This window comes from Aestuariivirga litoralis (assembly GCF_003234965.1).
Classification (GTDB): Bacteria; Pseudomonadota; Alphaproteobacteria; order Rhizobiales; family Aestuariivirgaceae; genus Aestuariivirga; species Aestuariivirga litoralis.
The window spans coordinates 247,222-266,918 of record NZ_QKVK01000002.1 but is presented as its reverse complement, the minus strand read 5'-3'; the positions used below and the strand labels follow the sequence as shown (position 1 = coordinate 266,918).

Sequence of the window (19,697 nt, the reverse complement as noted above, 5' to 3'; positions counted from 1 at the left end):
TGCACCTTGCCGAGGAGCGGCCAAGTCTGATACCAACGCCCCCGTGTCCAAGCATTATTCAGCCCTCGCCCTCGCGCGCCACGCCCTCGACCCGGATATGCCCTGGCCGAAGGCCTGGGAGTCACCCGAACCCAGATCCTCCTATGACGTGGTGATCGTCGGCGGCGGCGGCCATGGGCTTGCCACCGCCTATTACCTCGCCAAGAACCACGGCATCACCAATGTCGCGGTGATCGAGAAGAGCTATATCGGCTCCGGCAATGTCGGCCGCAACACCACGCTGATCCGCTCCAACTACATGATCGGCGGCAACACGGCCTTTTTCGAGCATTCGCTGAAGCTGTGGGAAGGCCTCTCCCATGAGCTGAACTTCAACTGCATGGTCTCCCAGCGCGGCCAGATCGTGCTGGCCGTGAGCCCGGTGCAGATGGACGTCTTCGCGCGGCGCGGCAACACCATGCGGCTCAACGGCATCGACGCCGAGCTGCTGGACGCGGGCGAGGTGCGGAAGCTCCTGCCCTATCTCGACTGGTCGAAGGATGCGCGCTGGCCGATCCATGGCGCCATCATGCAGCCGCGCGCCGGAACCGTGCGGCATGATGCCGTCGCCTGGGGCTACGCCCGCGCCGCCTCGGCGCTGGGCGTGCACATCATCGAGAATTGTGAAGTCACCGGCTTCGTCATCGAGAACGGCACGTGTTCCGGCGTCGAAACCTCGCGCGGCCGCATCAATGCGGGCAAGGTGGGGATTGCCGTTGCGGGGCACACGTCCCACGTCGCCAGGATGGCGGGCCTCAAGCTTCCCGTCGAGAGCCACATCCTGCAGGCCTTTGTGACCGAGCCGATAAAGCCCATCGTCGACAACGTCATTTCCTGGGGAGCGGAGCTCTTCTACCTCTCGCAGTCCGACAAGGGCGGCCTCGTCTTCGGCGGCCACATCGACGGCTTCAACACCTATACCCAGCGCGGCCAGTTCAACCGCATCCAGACGGTGGCGGAATGTGCGGTCTCGCTCATGCCCTTCATCTCGCGGCTGCGCCTGCTGCGCCACTGGGGCGGCATCCAGGACATGACGCCGGACGGCAGCCCCTTCATCTGCAGGACACCCACCCGCAACCTCTATCTCAACGGCGGCTGGTGCTACCAGGGCTTCAAGGCGACACCGGCCTCGGGCTGGACCTTCTCCCACACCATCGCCCATGACCAGGAACACGAACTCGTCCGCGACTTCGCCCTCGATCGTTTCGAGAAGGGCCGGGAGCTCGATGAATTCGGCCTCGGCAACTGGACCTACAAGCAATGATGATCCCGTGCCCCCACTGCGGCGACCGCGACGTCTCCGAATTCCGCTACGGCGGCGATGCCTCGAAGCAGCGCCCGGCCCATGGCACCGGCGACCTCCAGACCTGGCATGACTATGTGTTCCTGTTCGAGAACCCCAAGGGTCCGCACACCGAATACTGGCAGCACGTTCTGGGCTGCCGCCGCTGGTTCAGGCTGGCCCGCAACACCGCCACCAACGAGATCGGCGGGGTGGTGTCATGACCAGCTTCCGCAGATTGCCGCAAGGCGGCCGCATCCAGCGCGCCAGGCCCGTCACTGCCCGCTTCGACGGAAAGGCCCTCGGCGGCTTCGCCGGCGACACGCTGGCCTCGGCACTTCTCGCCAATGACAAGTTACTAGTGGGCCGCAGCTTCAAGTATCATCGCCCGCGCGGTATCGTCGCCGCCGGCATCGAGGAACCGAACGCGCTCTTCACGATCGGCGACGGTGCCACCACCGAACCCAATGTCGCCGCCACCATGGTGGAACTCGTCGACGGCCTCGTGGCCCGTACGCAGAATGCCTGGCCGTCACCCGACTTCGACCTGATGGCAGTGAATTCGCTGCTGTCGCCCCTGTTCCAGTCGGGTTTCTACTACAAGACCTTCATGGGGCCGACCAAGGGATCGTGGATGTTCTACGAGCCCTTCATCCGGAAGGCGGCGGGACTGGGTGCGGCGACCGACTTGGCCGACCCTGACCGCTATGACATGCGCTTCGCCTTCTGCGACGTGCTGGTGGTGGGTTCCGGCCCTGCCGGCCTCGCCGCGGCGCTCACCGCGGGCCGCAGTGGTGCCCGCGTGGTGCTGGCAGAGCAGGATCGTGACTTCGGTGGCTCGCTGCTCTCCGGCAGCGATGCGGAGCAGGAAGCCTGGCGCGTCGCGTGTGTTGACGAACTGAACAGCCTTCCCAATGTCGAGGCCGTCACCCGCACCACAGTGCAGGGTCTCTATGATGGCAATCTCGCCGTGCTGGTGGAAAACCGCAGCAGCCTGCCGCACGACGCGCGCAAGGGCCAGCCGCGCATGGTGCTGACCCAGCTGCGCGCAAGGACCATTGTGATGGCCACCGGCGCCATCGAGCGGCCGCTTGTCTTCTCCAACAACGACCGGCCTGGCGTCATGCTCGCCTCGGCGCTCAGGACTTACGTCAACCGCTTCGCCGTGGCGCCGGACAAGCGCGCGGTGATCGTCACCAACAACGACACGGCCTATGACGCGGCCCTCGATCTTGCCGCGGCGGGCGTGGCCGTGACCATCGCCGACCATCGTGCATCGGTCTCCGCCGACATCCTGTCGCGCGCGGGTGCGCGCGGCATCGCCATCTTCCCGGGCAGCGGCATCTTCGATGTCGAGGGTTCGAAGGGCGTCAGGCGCGTGAAGCTGGGCGGCGCCCATGCCGTGACCATCGAGTGCGATGCGGTGGGCATGGCCGGTGGCTGGTCGCCTGTCGTTCATCTCTCCTCCCATGGCGGCATCAAGCCGAGATATGACGAGGCGGCAGCGGGCTTCGTGCCGGGCGGCTTCCCGGCCTCGCATTTCGGTGCGGGCGCAATGATGGGGACCTACGGCCTTTCGGCGGCGATCGCCGAGGGCAGCAATGCCGGCGCCTCCGCCGCTTCCCATGCGGGCTTCGGCAAGACCAGGCCCGTCTATGCGCCGGAACATGCAACGGACCGCAGCTATGCGATCCTGCCCAGCTGGTCGCCGCCGCAGGGCGCCAAGGGCAAGGCCTTTGTCGACTTCCAGAACGACGTGACCATCAAGGACGTGAAGATCGCGCACCAGGAGGGTTACCGGTCGGTCGAGCACCTGAAGCGCTACACCACGCTCGGCATGGGCACCGACCAGGGCAAGACGTCGAACATCAATGCCCTCGCTCTGATGGCGGAATATCGCGGCATCACCATTCCCGAGGCAGGCACCACGACCTTCCGGCCGCCTTATGCGCCGCTGACCATGGGCGCGATCGCGGGCCGCACGGTGGGCTCGCATTTCCGCCCGGTGCGCTTGTCGCCGCTCCATGACTGGCACGTGAAGAACGGTGCCACCTTCATCGATGCCGGGTTGTGGAAGCGCGCGTGGTTCTATTCATGGGCGGGTGCAACGCCGGAGACGGCTTATGTGAAGGAGATGGAACTCGTCCGCCGCGGCGTCGGCCTCGCCGACGTCTCGACGCTGGGCAAGATCGACATCCAGGGGCCGGATGCGGCGGAGTTCCTGAACCGCGTCTATGTCAACGGCTTCGCCAAGCTGCCCGTCGGCAAGGTGCGCTATGGCGTGATGCTGAACGACGACGGCATCGTGCTGGACGACGGCACCACGGCGCGCATCTCCGAGAACCAGTTCTACATGACCACCACCACGGCGCAGGCCGGCGAGGTCATGTCCTGGCTCGAATACCTGCTGCAGATGCAGTGGCCGGAGCTCAACGTGCAGGTCGCCTCGCTGACCGACGAGTGGGCGGGCATGGCCGTCTCGGGCCCTAAGGCGCGCGAGGCCTTGCAGCTGGCCTTCCCGGGTGAGGACCTGTCAAACGAGGCGCTGCCCTACATGGGCTGCAAGGACTTCGTGTTCGACGGCGTCACCGTGCGCCTGCTGCGCATGTCTTTCTCGGGCGAACTTGCCTATGAAGTCCATGTCGCGGCCGATCATGCGATCAGCCTGTGGGAGCACATCCTGAAGGCGGCAACCCCCACTGGCATCATGCCCTATGGCCTCGAGGCGCTGGCAAGCCTGCGCATCGAGAAGGGCCATGTGGCAGGCCTCGAGCTCGACCATCGCAACACGCTCGATGACCTGGGGCTGGGCAAGATGGCGGGCAAGGAGAAAGACTATGTCGGCAAGGCGCTGCGCTTCCGCGAGGACTGCCAGTCGCCTGACCGCTGGAGCCTCGTCGGCCTCGAGCTGATGGAGCCCGACAAGAAGCTGCGCGGCGGCTCGATCCTGTTTGCCGCGAGTGATGAGATCAAGGGCCATGGCCGGGGTTACATCACCTCGGTGACGTGGTCGACGGAGCTCAACAAGTTCATCGCGCTCGGCCTCTACAAGGGCGGCCTGAAGCACGAAGGCGAGGAGATCATCGCCGCCTTCCCGCTCAAGAACGAGCAGGCACGGCTGAAGATCGTCTCGCCGCATTTCATCGACCATGAAGGAGTCCGCCTCCATGCTTGAGCGCAGATCGGCGCTGGCGTCCGCCAAGCCCTACAAGAGCGCGGTGCTGACCATCGCCGAGCGCCCCGGCTTCACGCTGACGCAGGTAGCAGGGCTGTCGCCTGATTTCGAGGCGAAGCTCGCCGATGTTGCCGGCAGCCTGCCGGAGACGGTGGCGCGCGCACAGAGCAATGGCGAACGCACGCTCTTTCGCATCGGCCCGGCGCAATTCTGGATCGTTGGGCCCGAGACCGATGATGTGGCCTCGCGTCTCGCAGGTGCCTGCGCGGTGACGCCGCTGACGAGCAGCCGCGTGCGCATCGGCATCGAAGGCGCCCCGGCGCGTGACGTGCTGGCGATGCTGATCCCGGTCGACCTGCATCGCTCCGTCTTCGCGCCCGGCTCGGTGGCCCTCACCGGCATCCACCACACGCCCGTCACCGTGCACTGCAGGGGTGAAGATGCCTTCGACGTCTATGTCATGCGCACCTTCGCGCGCGATGTGTGGGATGCGATCACGGATGCGGCGCTGCGCTTCGCAGATGATCCGTAAGCGCCACCAGCCCTGCCTTGCGCGCCTTGGCACGCGGGTAGGCAGCGCAATAGTCATGACCCAGCGGCAGTGACCGCTCTTGCAATACGATGAGCTCGCCCTTGCTGAGAGACTCCTGCGCAAGGGCGCGCTGACCCAGCGCCACGCCGAGGCCCCGCCTTGCGAATTCAAGCGCAAGCTGGGAGGAGCCGACGCGGTGGCCCCTTGCGAGGTCGATCCGCCGTTCTGGCGAGTAGCGCGCGTACCATTCGTCCCAGGAAGGATGTGACGCGAAGTCCTGGCCCCAGCTGGTGTGGATCAGGAGATCGTCAGGCATGCCCGACATCGAGTGCCTCTCCGCAAGGCCTGGGCTGCACAGTGGCAGCACTTCGTCGCGGAACAGCGGCACCGTGTTCAGTAAAGGATAGGCCGTGCTTGCATAGAAGATGCGGAGGTCGATCTCGTTGTCGGAGAAGTCCACCGGATCGTCGTCGATGCGAAGGTCGATGCGCAGCGACGCCGCCGCCGCAAAACCGGCAAAGGCCGGCATGAACCAGCATTCGGCGAGCGAGGGGATCACGCTGACCACCAGTTTGCTGCGGCTTGTCGACGACAGCACACGGCGGGTGAGCGTGGCGATGTCTTCCAGCGCGGGGGTGATCCCGGCCTGCACCGCCTGGCCCGCATCGGTGAGCACGATGCGGTTGTTGAGCCTTGTGAACAGCTTCCGCCGGAAGAAGCGCTCGAGGTTCCTGACCTGCTGGCTCACGGCCGCTGGGCTCACTTTCAATTCGGCAGCGGCCGCGACATAGCTTCCCGTGCGGGCCGCGCATTCGAATGATTTCAATGCGTTAAGCGGGGGAAGATTGGGCACGGCAGGGCTCCTGCAATAGAAAAACTGAGCCAGCCTAACATTTTGACCCGTTGCGGCAAGGCGAGGTTCTGCGACTCTGGGGGCAGGGAGGACGATCATGCGCCACATTCTCGATCTTGACCGCTATCCGCTCGACCGGCCGGGCACGCCGGAGTGGCATGCGCTGGTAGAGCGTTGCCGGCAAGACCTCGCGCGCGACGGCATGTACAATCTCGCTGGTTTCGTCAGGCCCGAAGCGCTGAAACAAGCGGTCGACGAGATCCGGCCGGTGATGGACACGCTGTCCTTCACCCACAAGCGCCGCCACAACATCTATTTCCGGAAGGACATTCCGGGCCTGCCGCCCGATCATCCCGCACTTGCCCTGTGCGAGACGATCAATCACACGGTCTGCGCCGACCAGATCCTCCAGTCGGTCCCCGTCTGGATCTATGAATGGTCGCACTTCATCACCTTCCTCGCGGCGACGATGGAGAAGGAGGCGCTCTACCCCGCACGGGATTCGCTCGCGCGCGTCAACATCATGTCCTACCGCGAGGGCGAGGCGCTGAACTGGCACTTCGACCGCAGCGAGTTCACCACCACGCTGCTGCTGCAGGCGCCGGAACAGGGTGGCGAATTCATCTACCGTTCGGAGCTGCGGAGCGACACCGACCCCAACTACGAGGGCGTCGCGAAGCTCTTGCGCGGCGAGGATCCAGAGGTGAAGACGCTGACGCTGGCCGCCGGCACGCTCAACGTCTTCCGCGGCAAGAACACTGCGCACAAGGTCGGCACGGTGAAGGGTGCGCGCGACCGCATGATCGCGGTGTTCTCCTATTTCGACCGGCCGGGCGTGGTCTTCAGCCGCGAAGACCAGATGGGGTTCTACGGGCGGACGGCCTGATTGCGCCGCTCTTCATTCCGTCATCCCGGCGAAGGCCGGGACCCCGCTTTCTCACCGCGCGTGCTGAAACAAAGCGGGGCCCCGGCTTTCGCCGGGGTGACGGCAATTCAAGAGAACTTCTTCACATCCGCCACCGTTGCGCCCGACATTTCCGCCAGTTTCTCGAACCCGATCTCGAACACCGCATTCGGCGTTCCGCCCGCGGCCCATAGCGTGGGATAGGCCTTCAGGTCCTCGTCGAGATAGACCACGCACGCCGACGCATGCCCCAGCGGCGGCACGCCGCCGACTTCATACCCTGTCATCTCCTTCACGAAATCTGGCGAGGCGCGCTCGATCTTCTCGCCCAGCAGCGCCTTCACCTTCTTCTCGTCCACGCGGTTGGTGCCCGATGCGATCACCAGCACCGGCCTACCACTGGCGCTGCGGAACAGGATCGACTTGGCGATCTGGGCCAGCTGGCAGCCGATGGCATCGGCCGCCTCCTGCGCGGTATGCGTGCTCTCGTCGAATTCGACGACCGTGAAGCCCGACCCCAACGCGGCCGCGACGCGAAGCGCCTGGGGGTGCGTCGAGGGTCGCATGGGATCAGCCCCTCATCCGCTTGCCTTCGGGGTCGAAAGGCGGCTCGGTGATGATGGTGGCCTTGCGGTTCTCGCCGATGATCTCGATCTCGAAGGCGCCGGCCGAGGTGTCGCCGGCGAGTTCGACGGGCACGTAGCCCTGCGCCATCGACTTGTCGACGTAATGCGCGAAACCGCCGGAAGTGACCCAGCCCACCACCTTGCCCTTGTGCCAGATCGGCTCGTCGCCCAGCACGTCTGCGTCACCCGCATCGACGATCATCGACACGCGGCGCAGCTTGCCGCCCGTCCGCTTCTCTTCCATCGCGGCCTCGCGGCCGATGAAGTCATTCTTGGTGAGGTCGATGAAGCGGTCCATGCCCGCTTCGAAGCCGCCATAGATGGGCCTGAGCTCGCGGAACCAGGTGGGGAAGTTCTTCTCGAGGCGCATGGAGAGAAGTGCCCGCATGCCGAAATTGACGATGCCGTGTTCGGCACCCGCCCGCATGATCTCCTGGTAGAGGCGGCGCTGGTATTCCGGCGCCACCCAGATCTCATAGCCGAGGTCACCCGTATAGGTGACGCGGTTGATGAGGGCCGGCACATGCGCCACCTCCATCGAGCGGTGGTCCATGAACTTGAAGGCGGCGTTGGAGACGTCCTCGTCGACGAGCTGCTGCAGCACGTCGCGCGACTTGGGGCCTGCGATCGAGAGGCCGACGAGGCCCATGTCATAGCGGTGGATCTCGACCGAGCCGTCCTTCGGCAGGTGCTGCTCGAACCAGCGCATGTGATACTTCTGCGCCTGGGACGAGCCCCACATGTAGAAGCAGTCATCGGATGCCTTTGCGATGGTGAAGTCGCCGATCAGCTTGCCGGCGGGGTTCAGCATCGGGGTCAGGATGATGCGGCCCGTCTTCGGCATCTTGTTGGTCATCATGCACGACAGGAAGGCTTCCGCACCCGGACCCGAGAAACGGTACTTGGCGAAATTGGCGATCTCGGTCACGCCCACGCCGTTGCGGGTCGCCAGCACCTCCGCCTTCACATGCTTGAAGTCGTTGGAGCGGCGGAAGGAGACGATGTCCTTGGGCTCCACCCCCTTGGGCGCGAACCACAGCGGCGTCTCGAGGCCCCAGGAGTCGCCCATCACGGCACCCTGGCTGAGCATGATGTCGTAAAGCGCCGTCGTCTGCTGCGGGCGCGCGGCGGGCAGTTCCTCGTTGGGGAAGCGGATCGAGAAGCGGCGGGAATAGTTCTCGCGCACCTTCTCGTTGGTGTAGGTGCGCGTCGCCCATTCGCCGAAGCGGGCGCAGTCCATGGCCCAGACGTCGAAGCCCGGATCGCCGTTCACCATCCACTGCGAAAGGGCGAGGCCCACGCCGCCACCCTGGCTGAAGCCCGCCATGACGCCGCAGGCGAGCCAGAAGTTCTGCACGCCCTGCACCGGGCCGACGATCGGGTTGCCGTCCGGCGTGAAGGTGAAGGGCCCGTTGATGACGCGCTTGATGCCGGCGTTCGCCAGCGCCGGGAAATGCTTGTAGCCGAGCTCGAGGTTCGGCGCGATGCGGTCGAGATCGGGCTGGAGCAGCTCGCGGCCGAAGCCCCAGGGCGTGTTCTTCGGGCTCCACGGCACGCAGGCACGCTCATAGGTGCCGAGCACCATGCCGGAGCGCTCCTGGCGCATGTAGATCTCGGACTTGAAGTCGATGATGTGGGGAAGCTCGTGGCCGCGCTCCTTGTTGTAGCCGACGACCTCCGGCATCTCGTCGGTGACGAGATACATGTGCTCCATGGCGAGCACCGGGAGTTCGAGGCCCACCATGCGGCCAACCTCACGCGCCCACAGGCCGCCGCAGTTGACGACATGCTCGGCGTGGATCGTGCCCTTGTTGGTGACGACGTCCCACGAGCCGTCCTTGCGGTGGTTCAGCGCCTCGACCTTGGTGTCCTGATAGATTTCCGCGCCATTGATGCGGGCCGACTTGGCATAGGCGTGCGTGGTGCCTTCCGGATCGAGGTTGCCGTCGGCGGCGTCGATCATGGCGCCGACGAAGTACTTCTCCTCCAGCAGCGGGTGCATCTTCTTGGCTTCCGCCATGGAGATGATCTCGGTTTCCAGCCCCAAGTAACGTGCGCGGGCGTGCGCCATCTTCAGCCATTCCATGCGTTCCGGCGTGTCGGCGAGGATGAGGCCGCCCGAACGGTGGAGGCCGCAGGCCTGGCCCGAGATCTTCTCGAGCTCATTGTAGAGAGCGATGGTGTAGCCCTGGAGCTTCGCGACATTCGGGTCGCCGTTCAGCGTGTGGAAGCCACCCGCCGCATGCCAGGTGGAGCCGGAGGTGAGGATGTCGCGCTCGACGAGGACGACGTCCTTCCAGCCCGCCTTGGTGAGATGATAGAGCACCGAACAGCCGACGACGCCGCCGCCGATCACCACGACACGAGCCTGGGTCTTCATGGAAAATGTCCTTGCAAGATGGGAGTTTCGGCGGGTGTTCTAGCGCCCCAGGGGTAGTGTCTGCAATCAAGGCCGAGGGTGAAAAGAATTCATCGCCAAAAGAAATGGCCCCGCCGTTGGGCAGGGCCACTTCAGGGTAGAAGAAAGAGGCGACTTAGATCGCGTCCTTGACTTCCTTGGCGGCGCGGAAGGCCAGCTTCTTCGACGCCTTGATCTTGATGGCTTCGCCGGTGGCCGGGTTGCGGCCCATGCGGGCGGGGCGCTTCTTGACCTGGAAGATGCCGAGGCCGGTGACGCGCACCTTGTGGCCCTTCTTCAGGTTCTTGACGGTGAGTTCGACGAAGGCGCTGAGGAATTCGCCCGCGGCCTTCTTCGACATCTCGTGCTTCTCGGCGAGTTCAGCCGCGAGCTTCGAAAGGGCAATCGTCTGGATCTTGTCGTCAGCCATGTCTCTCTCCTTATTGGGGTTTGGCTGGCAACCGCGTTAACGCCGAATTCGATTCGCGAAAACTCTTATTTTCCGGGGTTTTTTCGGAGGGCTTTCGGAAAAACCCTTGTGAATAGGGCCTTGCCACCCGATCCCCTCGACGGCACAGCATAAAATCGAGTTAAATCAAAGATTTGAGGAAGTCTCGCGGCGGCCGGGCAGCTTGCCCGGCGCTTGTGTCGCGATGTCCAGGTGGTTCTTCAGCGGGATCGGTGGCAATGCGTGCTTTGTGGAAAACCTGTCCAGATTGGCCCGCCGCTGCGCCTCGAGCGAATCGCCCGACATGTTCTGCGCATGGACGCGAATGGCCACGGCGGGCGTGCGGATGTGGGTCAACCGGTGCCCGGCGCGGGCGATGCGCAGGTACCAGTCCCAGTCCCAATAGAACGGAAGCGTCTCGTCGAACGGGCCAAGGGCAGAGTGGAGCGCGCGGCGATAGGTGACGCCGGAGATGAGGATGGTGTTGTCGCGGGTCAGTGTCGCGTGATCGGCGTCGAAGGCGAAGGGCAGATCGGGTCTCCCGTCGGCAAAGCGCAGCACGCCGTCGCAGAAGCAGAAGTCGGCGCCCCGGCCGAAGGCCTCGGCCACCCTGGCGAGGTAGCCATTGTCGATGAACCAGTCGTCATCATCGAGAAAGCAGATGCAGTCACCAGTCGCATGGGCGACACCCCTGTTGCGGGCCGGCACGGGGCCACGCTGATGGTTGTCGAGCACGGTGATGGCAGGGTGCATGCCTGCCACCGCCTCGGCCGCTCCCACGCCATCATCGACAACGATGATTTCCTGCGGCGCATGGCCCTGGGCAAGCACGCTCTCCAGCGCCTGGCGCAGGAAGTGGTGGCGGCCCCGGGTGGGAATGACGACGGAAATGCTGTTCATGGTGACGTTACGCTGTTTCGTGCCCGGCGGATGCTATAGCATGGCGCGATGATCGCGGCGCTGCAGATGTATGACTGGCCCGAGGTGCGTGAGGCCACGGACCGGTGGTGGAAGGCCATGGCGGACGGCCTCGGCGTGCAGGTGGCATTGGCCCGGCCTGCCGAATTCACGGACCCCTGGTTTCGGGATGACCTCCTCTTCGCCCAGACCTGCGGCTATCCCTTCACCCATGCGCTGAAGGGCAAGGTGGATTACGTGGGGACCCCGCATTATGCCGCCGACGGCTGCGATGGCGCCGACTACCGCAGCATCGTCTTTGCCCGTGAAGGGAGGCCGCTGGAGGGCTTCCGCGGCAGCGTCGCGGCCGTGAACACGCCGGATTCCATGTCTGGCATGCTGGCGCTGAAGCTTGTCTTTGCGCCGTTGGCGGAGCAGGGGCGCTTCTTTGGCCGCGCCGTGGAGACCGGGGGTCACCTCGCCTCCCTCGCCGCCGTGCAGGCGGGCAGGGCCGATGTCTGCGCCATCGACTGCGTCTGCGTGGAAATGGCGAGGCGCTATCGGCCTTCGGCCCTGGAAGGCCTGGTGGAGGTGGCGCGTTCGCCGCAGGTGCCGGGCCTGCCCTGGATCACGCGGGCAGGTGATGTCGGGAAGATCCGTATGGCGCTGCGCCAGGTCTTTGCCGATCCGGCGCTGGCGGAGGTGCGCGCGGCACTGCTGCTGACAGGCTTCTCGGAACTGCCGTTGAGCGCTTATGATGCGATCACGGAGCGTGAGGCGGCGATGGAAAGGGCGGGCGGGTTGAGGCTGCTCTAGTGCCGCGTCTGGCCCGGCACCGTTTCGTCGGGCGAAGGCCGCGCCTTCACGAAGTCTTCCTTGGTCTCGCAGTGAAGCGCGAGGTGGTGGAGCTTCGGGTATTTGTCGGCCGGGAACATGTCGGGCACGCGAATCTTCATGTAGCCGACGAGGCAGCCCAGGGTGATGTCGGCTTGCGTCATCCTGTCGTCGAAGAACCACGGCGCGCCGCAATCATGTTCGAGCTTGTCCAGCGCCGCGCCGATCTGCTGCATCATGCGCTTCTCGAAATCGCGGTTGATGTGCTTGTCGATGTGGAAAAGCCGTTCGAAGAACAGCGCCACGCACTTGTCCATGACGCCGAGGCCGAGCACCACGGCCTGCAGAACCTTGCGCCGCTCCGGTCCGTGCGGCGGCGTCAGGGCGCGGGCAGGCCCGGCCATCTCGTCGAGATGGTCGATGATGGCGGATGAGTCGATCAGCACCTCGCCCGTCTCGAGGATCAGCGACGGCACGCGCACCAGCGGGTTGATCTTCTGCATCTCGCCCACGTCGCGGAACACCGAGATGGGGTTGCGCGTGAAAGGCATGTGATAGTGATTGAGCGTCACCGCCACGCGGCGCACGAAGGGGGAGTCGAACTGGCCTACGAGGATCATGCGGCGATCATCGCGCAATCACGTGAGCCGTTCAAGCACCGCATCGGGGCCGATGAGCGGCAGCAGCTGCGCCAGTTCCGGGCCATGGTCGAGGCCGGTGAGGGCACGGCGCAGCGGCATGAAGAGGTCCTTGCCCTTGCGGCCCGTCGCGGCCCTGACCGCCTCGGTCCAGGCTTTCCAAGTGGTGCCGTCCCAGGGCGCCGGCGGCAGCAGGGCGCGGGCGACGGTGATGAAGTCGCGGTCCTCCGGCGCGATCACCGGCTGCGACGGGCCCGCGACGACGCGGCGCCAGGTGTCGATGTCAGCCAGTTTTCCGATGTTTCCGCGTACCGCGAGCCAGAAGGCCTCGTTGTCGCCGGGCAGACGGTCCTTCACCCTGTCCCAGGGCAGGTGGTGAAGGAGCTTGGCGTTGAGCTGGGCGAGTTCCTGTTCGTCGAAGCGGGCGGGGGCACGCGACAGCTTGTCGAGGGCGAATCCGTCGACGAGTTCGGCATAGTCGGCGCAGGGGTGGATGTTGTCGGAGGTACCGAGCAGCGCGGCGTGGCTCACCACCGCCATGGGCTCAAGCCCGCCCTCGCGCATCGACCCAATCGAAAGTGAGCCCAGCCGCTTCGAAAGGCCCTTGCCATCGGCGCCGATGAGCAGGCTGTGGTGGGCGTAGGTTGGTGCCGTGGCGCCCAGCGCTTGCGTGATCTCGATCTGCACCGCGGTGTTCACCACATGGTCCTCGCCACGGATCACATGGGTGATGCCGAAGTCGATGTCGTCGATCACGGAGGGCAGCGTGTAGAGATAGGTGCCGTCCTCGCGCACCAGCACGGGGTCCGACAGCGAGCGCGTGTCGATGTGCTGGGGGCCGCGGATCTGGTCGTTCCATTCCACCACGCGGCCGTCGAGCTTGAAGCGCCAGTGCGGCCTGCGGCCCTCCGCCTCAAGCCGCGCGCGCTCCTCGCCGGTGAGTTTCAGTGCGGCACGGTCATAGACGGGAGGCAGCTTGCGCGCCTCCTGGCGCTTGCGCTTGCGGTCGAGCTCGTCCGCCGTCTCGTAGCACGGATAGAGGCGCCCTTCGGCGCGCAGCTTGTCGGCCACTTCGTCATAGCGCGCGAAACGCCTCAACTGCCATTCGACGCGATGGGGCCTGATGCCCAGCCAGGCGATGTCGGTGGCGATGCCGTCGGCGAATTCCTGTGTGGAGCGCGCCGTGTCCGTGTCGTCATAACGCAGCACGAACTGGCCGCCGGTCTTGCTTGCCATCAGCCAGTTGAGGATGGCCGTGCGGGCATTGCCGATGTGGATGCGACCGGTGGGCGAGGGCGCGAAGCGGACGATCGTCGTCATCTCAGCGCCCGTCCCGGAAGGCGTTGGTGATGGGGTAGCGCCGGTCCCGGCCGAAATTGCGCCGCGTGATCTTGACGCCCGGTGCCGCCTGGCGCCGCTTGTATTCGGCGATATAGAGCATGTGCTGGATGCGGCGCACGAGAGCTTCATCATATCCGGTATTCTTGATGATCTGCTCCACCGGCAACTCGTTTTCCACGAGTCCTTCGAGGATCGTGTCGAGCACGTCATAGGGTGGCAGCGAGTCCTGGTCCTTCTGGTTCTCGCGGAGCTCCGCCGTCGGCGCCTTGGTGATGATGCGCTGGGGGATCACATGGCCCAGCGAGTTGCGCCATTCGGCGAGGCGATAGACTTCGGTCTTGTAGACGTCCTTGATCGGGTTGTAGCCGCCATTCATGTCGCCATAGAGCGTGGCATAGCCTACCGACATCTCCGACTTGTTGCCGGTGGTCAGCACCATGGCGCCGAACTTGTTGGAGATCGCCATCAGGATCACCCCGCGCGAGCGCGACTGCAGGTTCTCCTCCGTGATGCCGGCGGGCGTGCCTTCGAACATCGGCCGCAACGCATGGAGGAAGCCCTCGACCGGTTCCTTGATCGGCACCACGTCATAGCGCACGCCGAGGAGCTTGGCGCATTCCTCGGCATCGACGAGGCTGTCCTTGCTGGTATAGGCATAGGGCAGCATCACGCAGTGCACGCGGTCCGCCCCCAGCGCATCGACCGCCATGGCGGCGACGACGGCCGAGTCGATGCCGCCCGAGAGTCCCAGCACCACGCCGGGGAAGCGGTTCTTCAGCACGTAGTCGCGCAAGCCCAGCACGCAGGCCTTCCACGTCTCGGCCTCGTTTTCCGGCACTGCCACGATCTCGCCGGGCACGCAGCGCCAGCCATCCTCCTCGCGCCGCCATTCGGTGAGCGCGATCTGCTCCTCGAACATCGGCATCTGCCAGGCGAGTGTCCGGTCGGCATTCAGCACGAAGGACGCGCCGTCGAAGACCAGTTCGTCCTGCCCGCCCACCTGGTTGAGGTAGGCCATCGGCAGGCCTGTCTCGGTGACGCGGGCGACGACGAGGTTGAGGCGCACGTCGTCCTTGTTGCGCTCGAAGGGCGAGCCGTTGGGCGAGAGCAGGATCTCGGCACCGGTCTCGGCCAGCGTCTCGCAGGTCTCCTCCGTCCAGATGTCCTCGCAGATGGGAACGCCCAGCCGCACGCCCTTGAAGGCGATGGGGCCGGGTGCGGGCCCGGCATTGAACACGCGCTTCTCGTCGAAGACACCGTAATTTGGCAGGTCGAACTTGTGGCGCACCGCCTCGATCCTGCCATTGGCCAGCAGCGCCACGGAGTTGTAGAGGTTGGCCCCTTCGCGCCACGGGAGGCCCATTAGCACCGCGGGGCCGCTGATGGTCTCCCTGGCCAGCTCCTCCACCGCGTCACGGCAGGCGGTGACGAAGGAGGAGCGCAGCACGAGGTCTTCCGGCGGATAGCCGCAGATGAACAGCTCCGGAAACAGGATCAGATCGGCATCCCACGCCTCGCGCCGGGCCTCGCGGGCGCGGTCGAGATTGGCCTTGATGGCGCCGAGCGTCGGGTTGAGCTGGGCGAGCGCGATGATGAGTCTGTCAGTCATGGGCAGGGGTCTTAGCGGATGCAGGTCTGACCTTCAATTGCACGGCGTTGACGGCGCTCTCCAAATGGGCAGACTGCCGGAATGATCCTGAAGAGCCTCCTCGATGCCCGCTTGCCGGGCGACACCGCCCTCCTCGCCTCCGGCCGGGAGCCCCTCAGCTATGGCCAGTTTTCCGCGCTGGCGGAGGACGTGTTCGCCGCTCTCAGGCGGCGCGGCCTCAGCCGCAACGACAAGCTCGCCATCGTGCTGCCCAACGGGCCGGACATGGCGGCGGCCTTCGTGGCGTCAGCCTGCGCGGTGACGGCGGCCCCCCTCAACCCCGCCTATCGCGAGGACGAGTTCCGCTTCTACATGGACGACCTCAAGGCGAAGGCGCTGCTGGTGGAGGAGGGCAGCACCTCTCCTGCGATCGCTGCGGCGCAGCGGCTCGGCATTCCGGTGCTGACGCTGACCCCGGGGCCGGAGGCCGGCGCCTTCAACATTTCGGGTGACGCCGTCGCGCCGCCCTCGGTGCAGGGCTATGCCGAAGAGGGAGACATCGCGCTGGTGCTTCACACCTCGGGCACCACCTCGCGTCCCAAGATCGTGCCGCTCACCCATGGCAACCTGCTGGCCTCAGCCAACAACATCCGCAACACGCTGCAGCTGACCGAGAAGGACCGCTGCCTCAACATCATGCCGCTGTTCCACATCCACGGCCTGATGGCGGCGGTGCTGGCAACCCTTACTGCCGGGGGATCGGTCTTCGCCACGCCCGGCTTCAATGCGCTGAAGTTCTTCGCGCAGGTGGAGGAGGCGCGTCCGACCTGGTACACGGCGGTGCCCACCATGCACCAGGCGATCCTGTCCCGCGCCGAGCGCAATGGCGAGATCATCAGGGCCAACCCGCTGCGCTTCATTCGTTCGAGCTCGGCCTCGCTCCCCGTGCCGGTGTTCCATGCGCTGGAAGAAGCCTTCGGCTGCCCCGTCATCGAGGCCTATGCGATGACCGAGAATGCCCACCAGATGACGTCGAACCAATTGCCGCCGGGCAAGCGCAAGCCAGGCTTCGTGGGCTGTGCGGCAGGCCCCATGGTGGCGGTGATGGCGCCCGACGGGCGCATCCTGTCGGCGCATGAGGAGGGTGAGGTGGTGACCCGCGGTCCCAACGTGACGCCGGGCTACGAGAACAACCCCAAGGCCAACGAGGCGGGCTTCGCCTTCGGCTGGTTCCACACCGGCGACCAGGGCTTCATGGACGAGGACGGCTACCTCAAGATCACCGGCCGCCTGAAGGAGATCATCAACCGCGGCGGCGAGAAGATCGCGCCGATGGAAGTCGATGAAGTGCTGATGGAGCACGAGGCCGTGGCGCAGGTCGTCACCTTCGCCATGCCGCATGACAAGCTGGGTGAGGAGGTTGCCGCGGCCGTGGTGCTGCGCGAGGGCAAGACTGTCACCGAGCGCGAACTGCAGGACTTCGCCAATGGCAGGCTCGCCGCCTTCAAGGTGCCGAAGAAGATCATGATCCTCGACGAGATCCCCAAGGGTGCCACCGGCAAGCTGCAGCGCATCGGCCTTGCCCAGAAGCTGGGGCTGGCATGACCAGGATCTGCGTCTTCGGTGCTGGTGCCATTGGCGGCTATGTGGGCGCCAGGCTGGCAATCAAGGGCGAGGCGGACGTCTCGCTCGTCGCCCGCGGCGCGCATCTGGCCGCAATGCAGGCCAATGGCCTGACATTGAAGCAGGATGGCGAGACCCATGTGGTGCACCCGCGCGTCACCGCAGACCCGAAGGAGCTGGGCCCGCAGGACTACATCATCCTCACGCTCAAGGCGCATGGGCTCGCCGGCGTCATCGACCAGCTGATGCCGCTGATCGGCAAGGACACGGCCATCCTCTTCGCGCAGAACGGCATTCCGTGGTGGTACTTCCACGGCGTCGGCGGGCCTCTCGAAGGAACACGGCTCGACAGCGTCGATCCGGGTGGCGTGATCTGGAACCGCATCGGGCCGGAGCGCGCGCTGGGCACGGTCGTCTGGCAGGCCGCCGAGATCGAGGCGCCGGGAGTCATCGCGCACCACTATGGCGACCGCATGCCGATCGGCGAGCCGACCGGCGAGAAGACGGAGCGGGCGCTGGTGCTGAGCAGGTTGCTCACCTCGGCCGGCGTGAAAAGCCCGGTGCGGCCGAACCTCCGGAACGAGATCTGGCTCAAGCTGTGGGGCAACCTCAGCTTCAACCCGGTGAGCGTGCTGACCCTTGGCACGCTGCAGGAGCTTGCGACCGACCCCGGCACCCGCCGCGTCATCCGCACCATGATGGAGGAGGCGCGCGCCGTGGCCGAGAGGCTGGGCATCAGCTTTGCCGTCGACGCCGACGAACGCATGGACATGGCGGCCAAAGTGGGTGCCCACCGCACCTCCATGTTGCAGGATGTGGAGGCAGGCCGCCCCACGGAACTCGATGCATTGCTTGGAGTTGTGATCGAGCTTGGCCGCATCGTTCAAATCGGCACGCCGAGCTTGCAATTGGTCTATGATCTCTGCAAATTCCGCAGCCGACAACCCTGAGACGATTTAAGGACGGCCGCCATGCGCCTCGACAATGAAAAGCCCGATTATGACTCGATCGAGGACCGGCGCGGCCAGGGCGGCGGCTTCGGCTTTCCGGGTGGCGGGCGGCGCGGCGGCGTCAACATCCCGATCGGCATGGGGCGCGGCGGCTTCAGCTTCAAGACGATCCTGTTCCTGATCGTCCTCTACTTCATCTTCAAGTTCGTGTTCGGTCTCGACCTCCTCCAGGTGCTGAACGGCGGCGGAATGTCGGTTCCGGGCGGCGGGCAGGACACCCAGTACACCCTCCCCGACAAGCGCACCGAGGTGACGGACAATTCCGGCGGCGGGCTGCAGAACCCCAATGTCCCCTCGGCCAATTCCGACGCGGGCAAGGAATTCGTGGCGCGCGTGCTTGGCTCCAACAACCGGGTGTGGGGCGAAATTCTCGGCAGCAATTACCAGAAGCCGAAGCTCGTGCTGTTCTCCGGTTTCGTGCAGTCGGCCTGCGGCAATGCCCAGGCGGCCATGGGGCCGTTCTACTGCCCGGCCGACCAGAAGGTCTATATCGACCTCTCCTTCTACCAGGACATGAAGAATAAGCTGGGTGCGCCGGGCGACTTCGCCCAGGCCTATGTCATCGCGCACGAGGTGGGCCACCACGTGCAGAACCTGCTCGGCATCGCCGACAAGGTGCAGCAGGCCCGCATGCGCGCCTCGAAGGCCGAGGCCAATGCGCTTTCCGTGCGCATGGAACTGCAGGCCGATTGCTTCTCCGGCATCTGGGCGCAGGAGGCCAATGCCTCGGCGAAGATCCTCGAGGATGGCGACATCGAGGAGGGTCTCAACGCGGCGGCCGCCATCGGCGACGACCGGTTGCAGAAGCAGTCCCAGGGCTATGTGGTGCCGGAATCCTTCACGCATGGCAGCTCCGCGCAGCGCGTGAACTGGTTCAAGAAGGGCCTCAATGCCCAGAGCCTGAAGGATTGTGACACGTTCTCGGCGAATAACCTGTAGCTTCGCAGGCGTGCCTGATTGTTGACCGAAATCAAGGTTTCGCGGCAGTATCCTCCCTAATCATCCGCGACAGCTAGAAATCGTGATGAGATGGAGGGAGTGAAGATGAAGAAGATTCTCTGTGCCACGGACGGCACGGCCCATTCGGCGCATGCCGTCGAGATCGCCGCAGAAATGGCCAAGAAGCTTGGCGCGCACCTGTCGATCTGCGTGGTCAACGTGGCGCATGGCGGAAGCCGTGGCCCGCTGATCTACACCATGGAAGACGATGACGTGAAGAAGGTGCTGGACGCCGCCGCCTCCGTCGCCCGCAAGATGGGCGTGACGCATGTCGACGAACTGGCGCTGAGGAGCCGCGAGGCCGCCGCCGCCATCGTTCAGTATGCGGAGGAAAACGGCTACGACCAGATCGTCGTCGGCACCGGCGACAAGCGCGGCGTCTCCCGCCTCGTCCTCGGCTCGGTCGCCGCCGACGTGGCGGGCCGCGCCCACTGCAGCGTGCTGGTCGCCCGCTGATCCAGCCATAGGCTCACTTGTGCATCTCCCTGGCATGGCGCAAAAGGCCATGAG

At 65.3% G+C, this 19,697-nt stretch carries 18 protein-coding genes; 10 read left to right on the top strand and 8 right to left on the bottom strand.

Annotated features, from left to right (window positions below; translation table 11 throughout):
* Positions 1-43 precede the first annotated feature (43 nt).
* The 4 genes from DK847_RS05205 to DK847_RS05190 are packed head-to-tail and all read left to right on the top strand — an operon-like array spanning position 44 to position 5,028.
* Positions 44-1,303 (top strand): sarcosine oxidase subunit beta family protein, encoded by a 1,260-nt coding sequence (locus DK847_RS05205; protein WP_280956386.1) that lies wholly within the window; start codon positions 44-46, stop codon positions 1,301-1,303.
* The gene (locus DK847_RS05200) at positions 1,300-1,545 is read left to right on the top strand and encodes a sarcosine oxidase subunit delta (RefSeq protein WP_111196573.1); all 246 of its coding nucleotides are present in this window, start codon (positions 1,300-1,302) and stop codon (positions 1,543-1,545) included. Before DK847_RS05205 ends, DK847_RS05200 begins: the two co-directional genes overlap by 4 nt.
* The gene (locus tag DK847_RS05195; protein ID WP_111196572.1) at positions 1,542-4,496 is read left to right on the top strand and encodes a sarcosine oxidase subunit alpha family protein; all 2,955 of its coding nucleotides are present in this window, start codon (positions 1,542-1,544) and stop codon (positions 4,494-4,496) included. The genes DK847_RS05200 and DK847_RS05195 overlap by 4 nt, the downstream gene beginning before the upstream one ends.
* On the top strand, positions 4,489-5,028 hold the full coding sequence (locus tag DK847_RS05190; RefSeq protein WP_161957157.1) for a sarcosine oxidase subunit gamma: 540 nt from the start codon (positions 4,489-4,491) through the stop codon (positions 5,026-5,028). The genes DK847_RS05195 and DK847_RS05190 overlap by 8 nt, the downstream gene beginning before the upstream one ends.
* Here the strand turns inward: DK847_RS05190 and DK847_RS05185 are convergent.
* Positions 4,991-5,881, bottom strand: coding sequence for a LysR substrate-binding domain-containing protein (locus DK847_RS05185; protein WP_245414529.1), 891 nt, complete (start codon positions 5,879-5,881; stop codon positions 4,991-4,993). The two genes, DK847_RS05190 and DK847_RS05185, sit on opposite strands and share 38 nt — an antisense overlap.
* 97 nt (positions 5,882-5,978) lie before the next feature.
* Between DK847_RS05185 and DK847_RS05180 the strand changes: the two genes are divergently transcribed.
* Positions 5,979-6,767 carry a HalD/BesD family halogenase gene (locus DK847_RS05180; RefSeq protein WP_111196569.1) on the top strand — a complete coding sequence of 263 codons (789 nt, stop codon included), beginning with the start codon at positions 5,979-5,981 and terminating at the stop codon, positions 6,765-6,767.
* A 107-nt stretch (positions 6,768-6,874) separates the two neighbouring features.
* Here DK847_RS05180 and DK847_RS05175 read toward each other — a convergent pair whose 3' ends face one another.
* The 4 genes from DK847_RS05175 to DK847_RS05160 form a co-directional block, all read right to left on the bottom strand.
* Complete coding sequence (locus DK847_RS05175) at positions 6,875-7,351, bottom strand: YbaK/EbsC family protein (protein WP_111196568.1); 477 nt, start codon at positions 7,349-7,351, stop codon at positions 6,875-6,877.
* 4 nt (positions 7,352-7,355) lie between these two features.
* A complete protein-coding gene (locus tag DK847_RS05170) occupies positions 7,356-9,791 on the bottom strand; it encodes a GcvT family protein (RefSeq protein ID WP_111196567.1) in 2,436 nt (811 codons plus the stop codon).
* A 154-nt stretch (positions 9,792-9,945) separates the two neighbouring features.
* Positions 9,946-10,239: an HU family DNA-binding protein gene (locus DK847_RS05165; protein WP_111196566.1), complete on the bottom strand. Its 294-nt coding sequence runs from the start codon at positions 10,237-10,239 to the stop codon at positions 9,946-9,948.
* Positions 10,240-10,404: 165 nt separating this feature from the next.
* On the bottom strand, positions 10,405-11,157 hold the full coding sequence (locus DK847_RS05160; protein WP_111196565.1) for a glycosyltransferase family 2 protein: 753 nt from the start codon (positions 11,155-11,157) through the stop codon (positions 10,405-10,407).
* A 48-nt stretch (positions 11,158-11,205) separates the two neighbouring features.
* On the opposite strand from DK847_RS05160, the gene DK847_RS05155 reads away from it, so the two are divergent.
* Positions 11,206-11,970 carry a phosphate/phosphite/phosphonate ABC transporter substrate-binding protein gene (locus tag DK847_RS05155; RefSeq protein WP_111196564.1) on the top strand — a complete coding sequence of 255 codons (765 nt, stop codon included), beginning with the start codon at positions 11,206-11,208 and terminating at the stop codon, positions 11,968-11,970.
* On the opposite strand, the gene DK847_RS05150 is transcribed toward DK847_RS05155, so the two are convergent.
* Genes DK847_RS05150 through DK847_RS05140 form a run of 3 tightly spaced genes read right to left on the bottom strand, consistent with a single transcriptional unit; the run spans position 11,967 to position 15,576 of the window.
* Positions 11,967-12,608 (bottom strand): glutathione S-transferase family protein, encoded by a 642-nt coding sequence (locus DK847_RS05150; RefSeq protein ID WP_146256052.1) that lies wholly within the window; start codon positions 12,606-12,608, stop codon positions 11,967-11,969. The two genes, DK847_RS05155 and DK847_RS05150, sit on opposite strands and share 4 nt — an antisense overlap.
* Positions 12,609-12,626: 18 nt before the next feature.
* Entirely contained in the window at positions 12,627-13,946 is a 1,320-nt protein-coding gene (gene gltX / locus DK847_RS05145) for a glutamate--tRNA ligase (protein ID WP_111196562.1), read from the bottom strand.
* A gap of 1 nt (position 13,947) precedes the next feature.
* Positions 13,948-15,576, bottom strand: coding sequence for an NAD+ synthase (locus DK847_RS05140; protein WP_111196561.1), 1,629 nt, complete (start codon positions 15,574-15,576; stop codon positions 13,948-13,950).
* Positions 15,577-15,657: 81 nt separating this feature from the next.
* On the opposite strand from DK847_RS05140, the gene DK847_RS05135 reads away from it, so the two are divergent.
* The 4 genes from DK847_RS05135 (at position 15,658) to DK847_RS05120 (ending at position 19,643) form a co-directional block, all read left to right on the top strand.
* A complete protein-coding gene (locus DK847_RS05135; RefSeq protein ID WP_111196560.1) occupies positions 15,658-17,160 on the top strand; it encodes an acyl--CoA ligase in 1,503 nt (500 codons plus the stop codon).
* Complete coding sequence (locus DK847_RS05130) at positions 17,157-18,128, top strand: 2-dehydropantoate 2-reductase (protein ID WP_111196559.1); 972 nt, start codon at positions 17,157-17,159, stop codon at positions 18,126-18,128. Before DK847_RS05135 ends, DK847_RS05130 begins: the two co-directional genes overlap by 4 nt.
* Positions 18,129-18,149: 21 nt before the next feature.
* Positions 18,150-19,127, top strand: coding sequence for a KPN_02809 family neutral zinc metallopeptidase (gene ypfJ, locus DK847_RS05125; RefSeq protein ID WP_111196558.1), 978 nt, complete (start codon positions 18,150-18,152; stop codon positions 19,125-19,127).
* Positions 19,128-19,232: 105 nt separating this feature from the next.
* Positions 19,233-19,643 carry a universal stress protein gene (locus DK847_RS05120; RefSeq protein WP_111197264.1) on the top strand — a complete coding sequence of 137 codons (411 nt, stop codon included), beginning with the start codon at positions 19,233-19,235 and terminating at the stop codon, positions 19,641-19,643.
* Positions 19,644-19,697: the final 54 nt, after the last annotated feature.

Excerpts from the sequence above, each read along its gene's own strand:
- DK847_RS05200 (WP_111196573.1), top strand. The coding sequence starts at position 1,300 with ATGATGATCCCGTGCCCCCACTGCGGCGACCGCGACGTCTCCGAATTC.
- DK847_RS05195 (WP_111196572.1), top strand. The coding sequence starts at position 1,542 with ATGACCAGCTTCCGCAGATTGCCGCAAGGCGGCCGCATCCAGCGCGCC.
- DK847_RS05190 (WP_161957157.1), top strand. The coding sequence starts at position 4,489 with ATGCTTGAGCGCAGATCGGCGCTGGCGTCCGCCAAGCCCTACAAGAGC.
- DK847_RS05180 (WP_111196569.1), top strand. The coding sequence starts at position 5,979 with ATGCGCCACATTCTCGATCTTGACCGCTATCCGCTCGACCGGCCGGGC.
- DK847_RS05175 (WP_111196568.1), bottom strand. The coding sequence starts at position 7,351 with ATGCGACCCTCGACGCACCCCCAGGCGCTTCGCGTCGCGGCCGCGTTG.
- DK847_RS05170 (WP_111196567.1), bottom strand. The coding sequence starts at position 9,791 with ATGAAGACCCAGGCTCGTGTCGTGGTGATCGGCGGCGGCGTCGTCGGC.
- DK847_RS05165 (WP_111196566.1), bottom strand. The coding sequence starts at position 10,239 with ATGGCTGACGACAAGATCCAGACGATTGCCCTTTCGAAGCTCGCGGCT.
- DK847_RS05160 (WP_111196565.1), bottom strand. The coding sequence starts at position 11,157 with ATGAACAGCATTTCCGTCGTCATTCCCACCCGGGGCCGCCACCACTTC.
- DK847_RS05155 (WP_111196564.1), top strand. The coding sequence starts at position 11,206 with ATGATCGCGGCGCTGCAGATGTATGACTGGCCCGAGGTGCGTGAGGCC.
- DK847_RS05150 (WP_146256052.1), bottom strand. The coding sequence starts at position 12,608 with ATGATCCTCGTAGGCCAGTTCGACTCCCCCTTCGTGCGCCGCGTGGCG.
- gltX (WP_111196562.1), bottom strand. The coding sequence starts at position 13,946 with ATGACGACGATCGTCCGCTTCGCGCCCTCGCCCACCGGTCGCATCCAC.
- DK847_RS05140 (WP_111196561.1), bottom strand. The coding sequence starts at position 15,576 with ATGACTGACAGACTCATCATCGCGCTCGCCCAGCTCAACCCGACGCTC.
- DK847_RS05135 (WP_111196560.1), top strand. The coding sequence starts at position 15,658 with ATGATCCTGAAGAGCCTCCTCGATGCCCGCTTGCCGGGCGACACCGCC.
- DK847_RS05130 (WP_111196559.1), top strand. The coding sequence starts at position 17,157 with ATGACCAGGATCTGCGTCTTCGGTGCTGGTGCCATTGGCGGCTATGTG.
- ypfJ (WP_111196558.1), top strand. The coding sequence starts at position 18,150 with ATGCGCCTCGACAATGAAAAGCCCGATTATGACTCGATCGAGGACCGG.
- DK847_RS05120 (WP_111197264.1), top strand. The coding sequence starts at position 19,233 with ATGAAGAAGATTCTCTGTGCCACGGACGGCACGGCCCATTCGGCGCAT.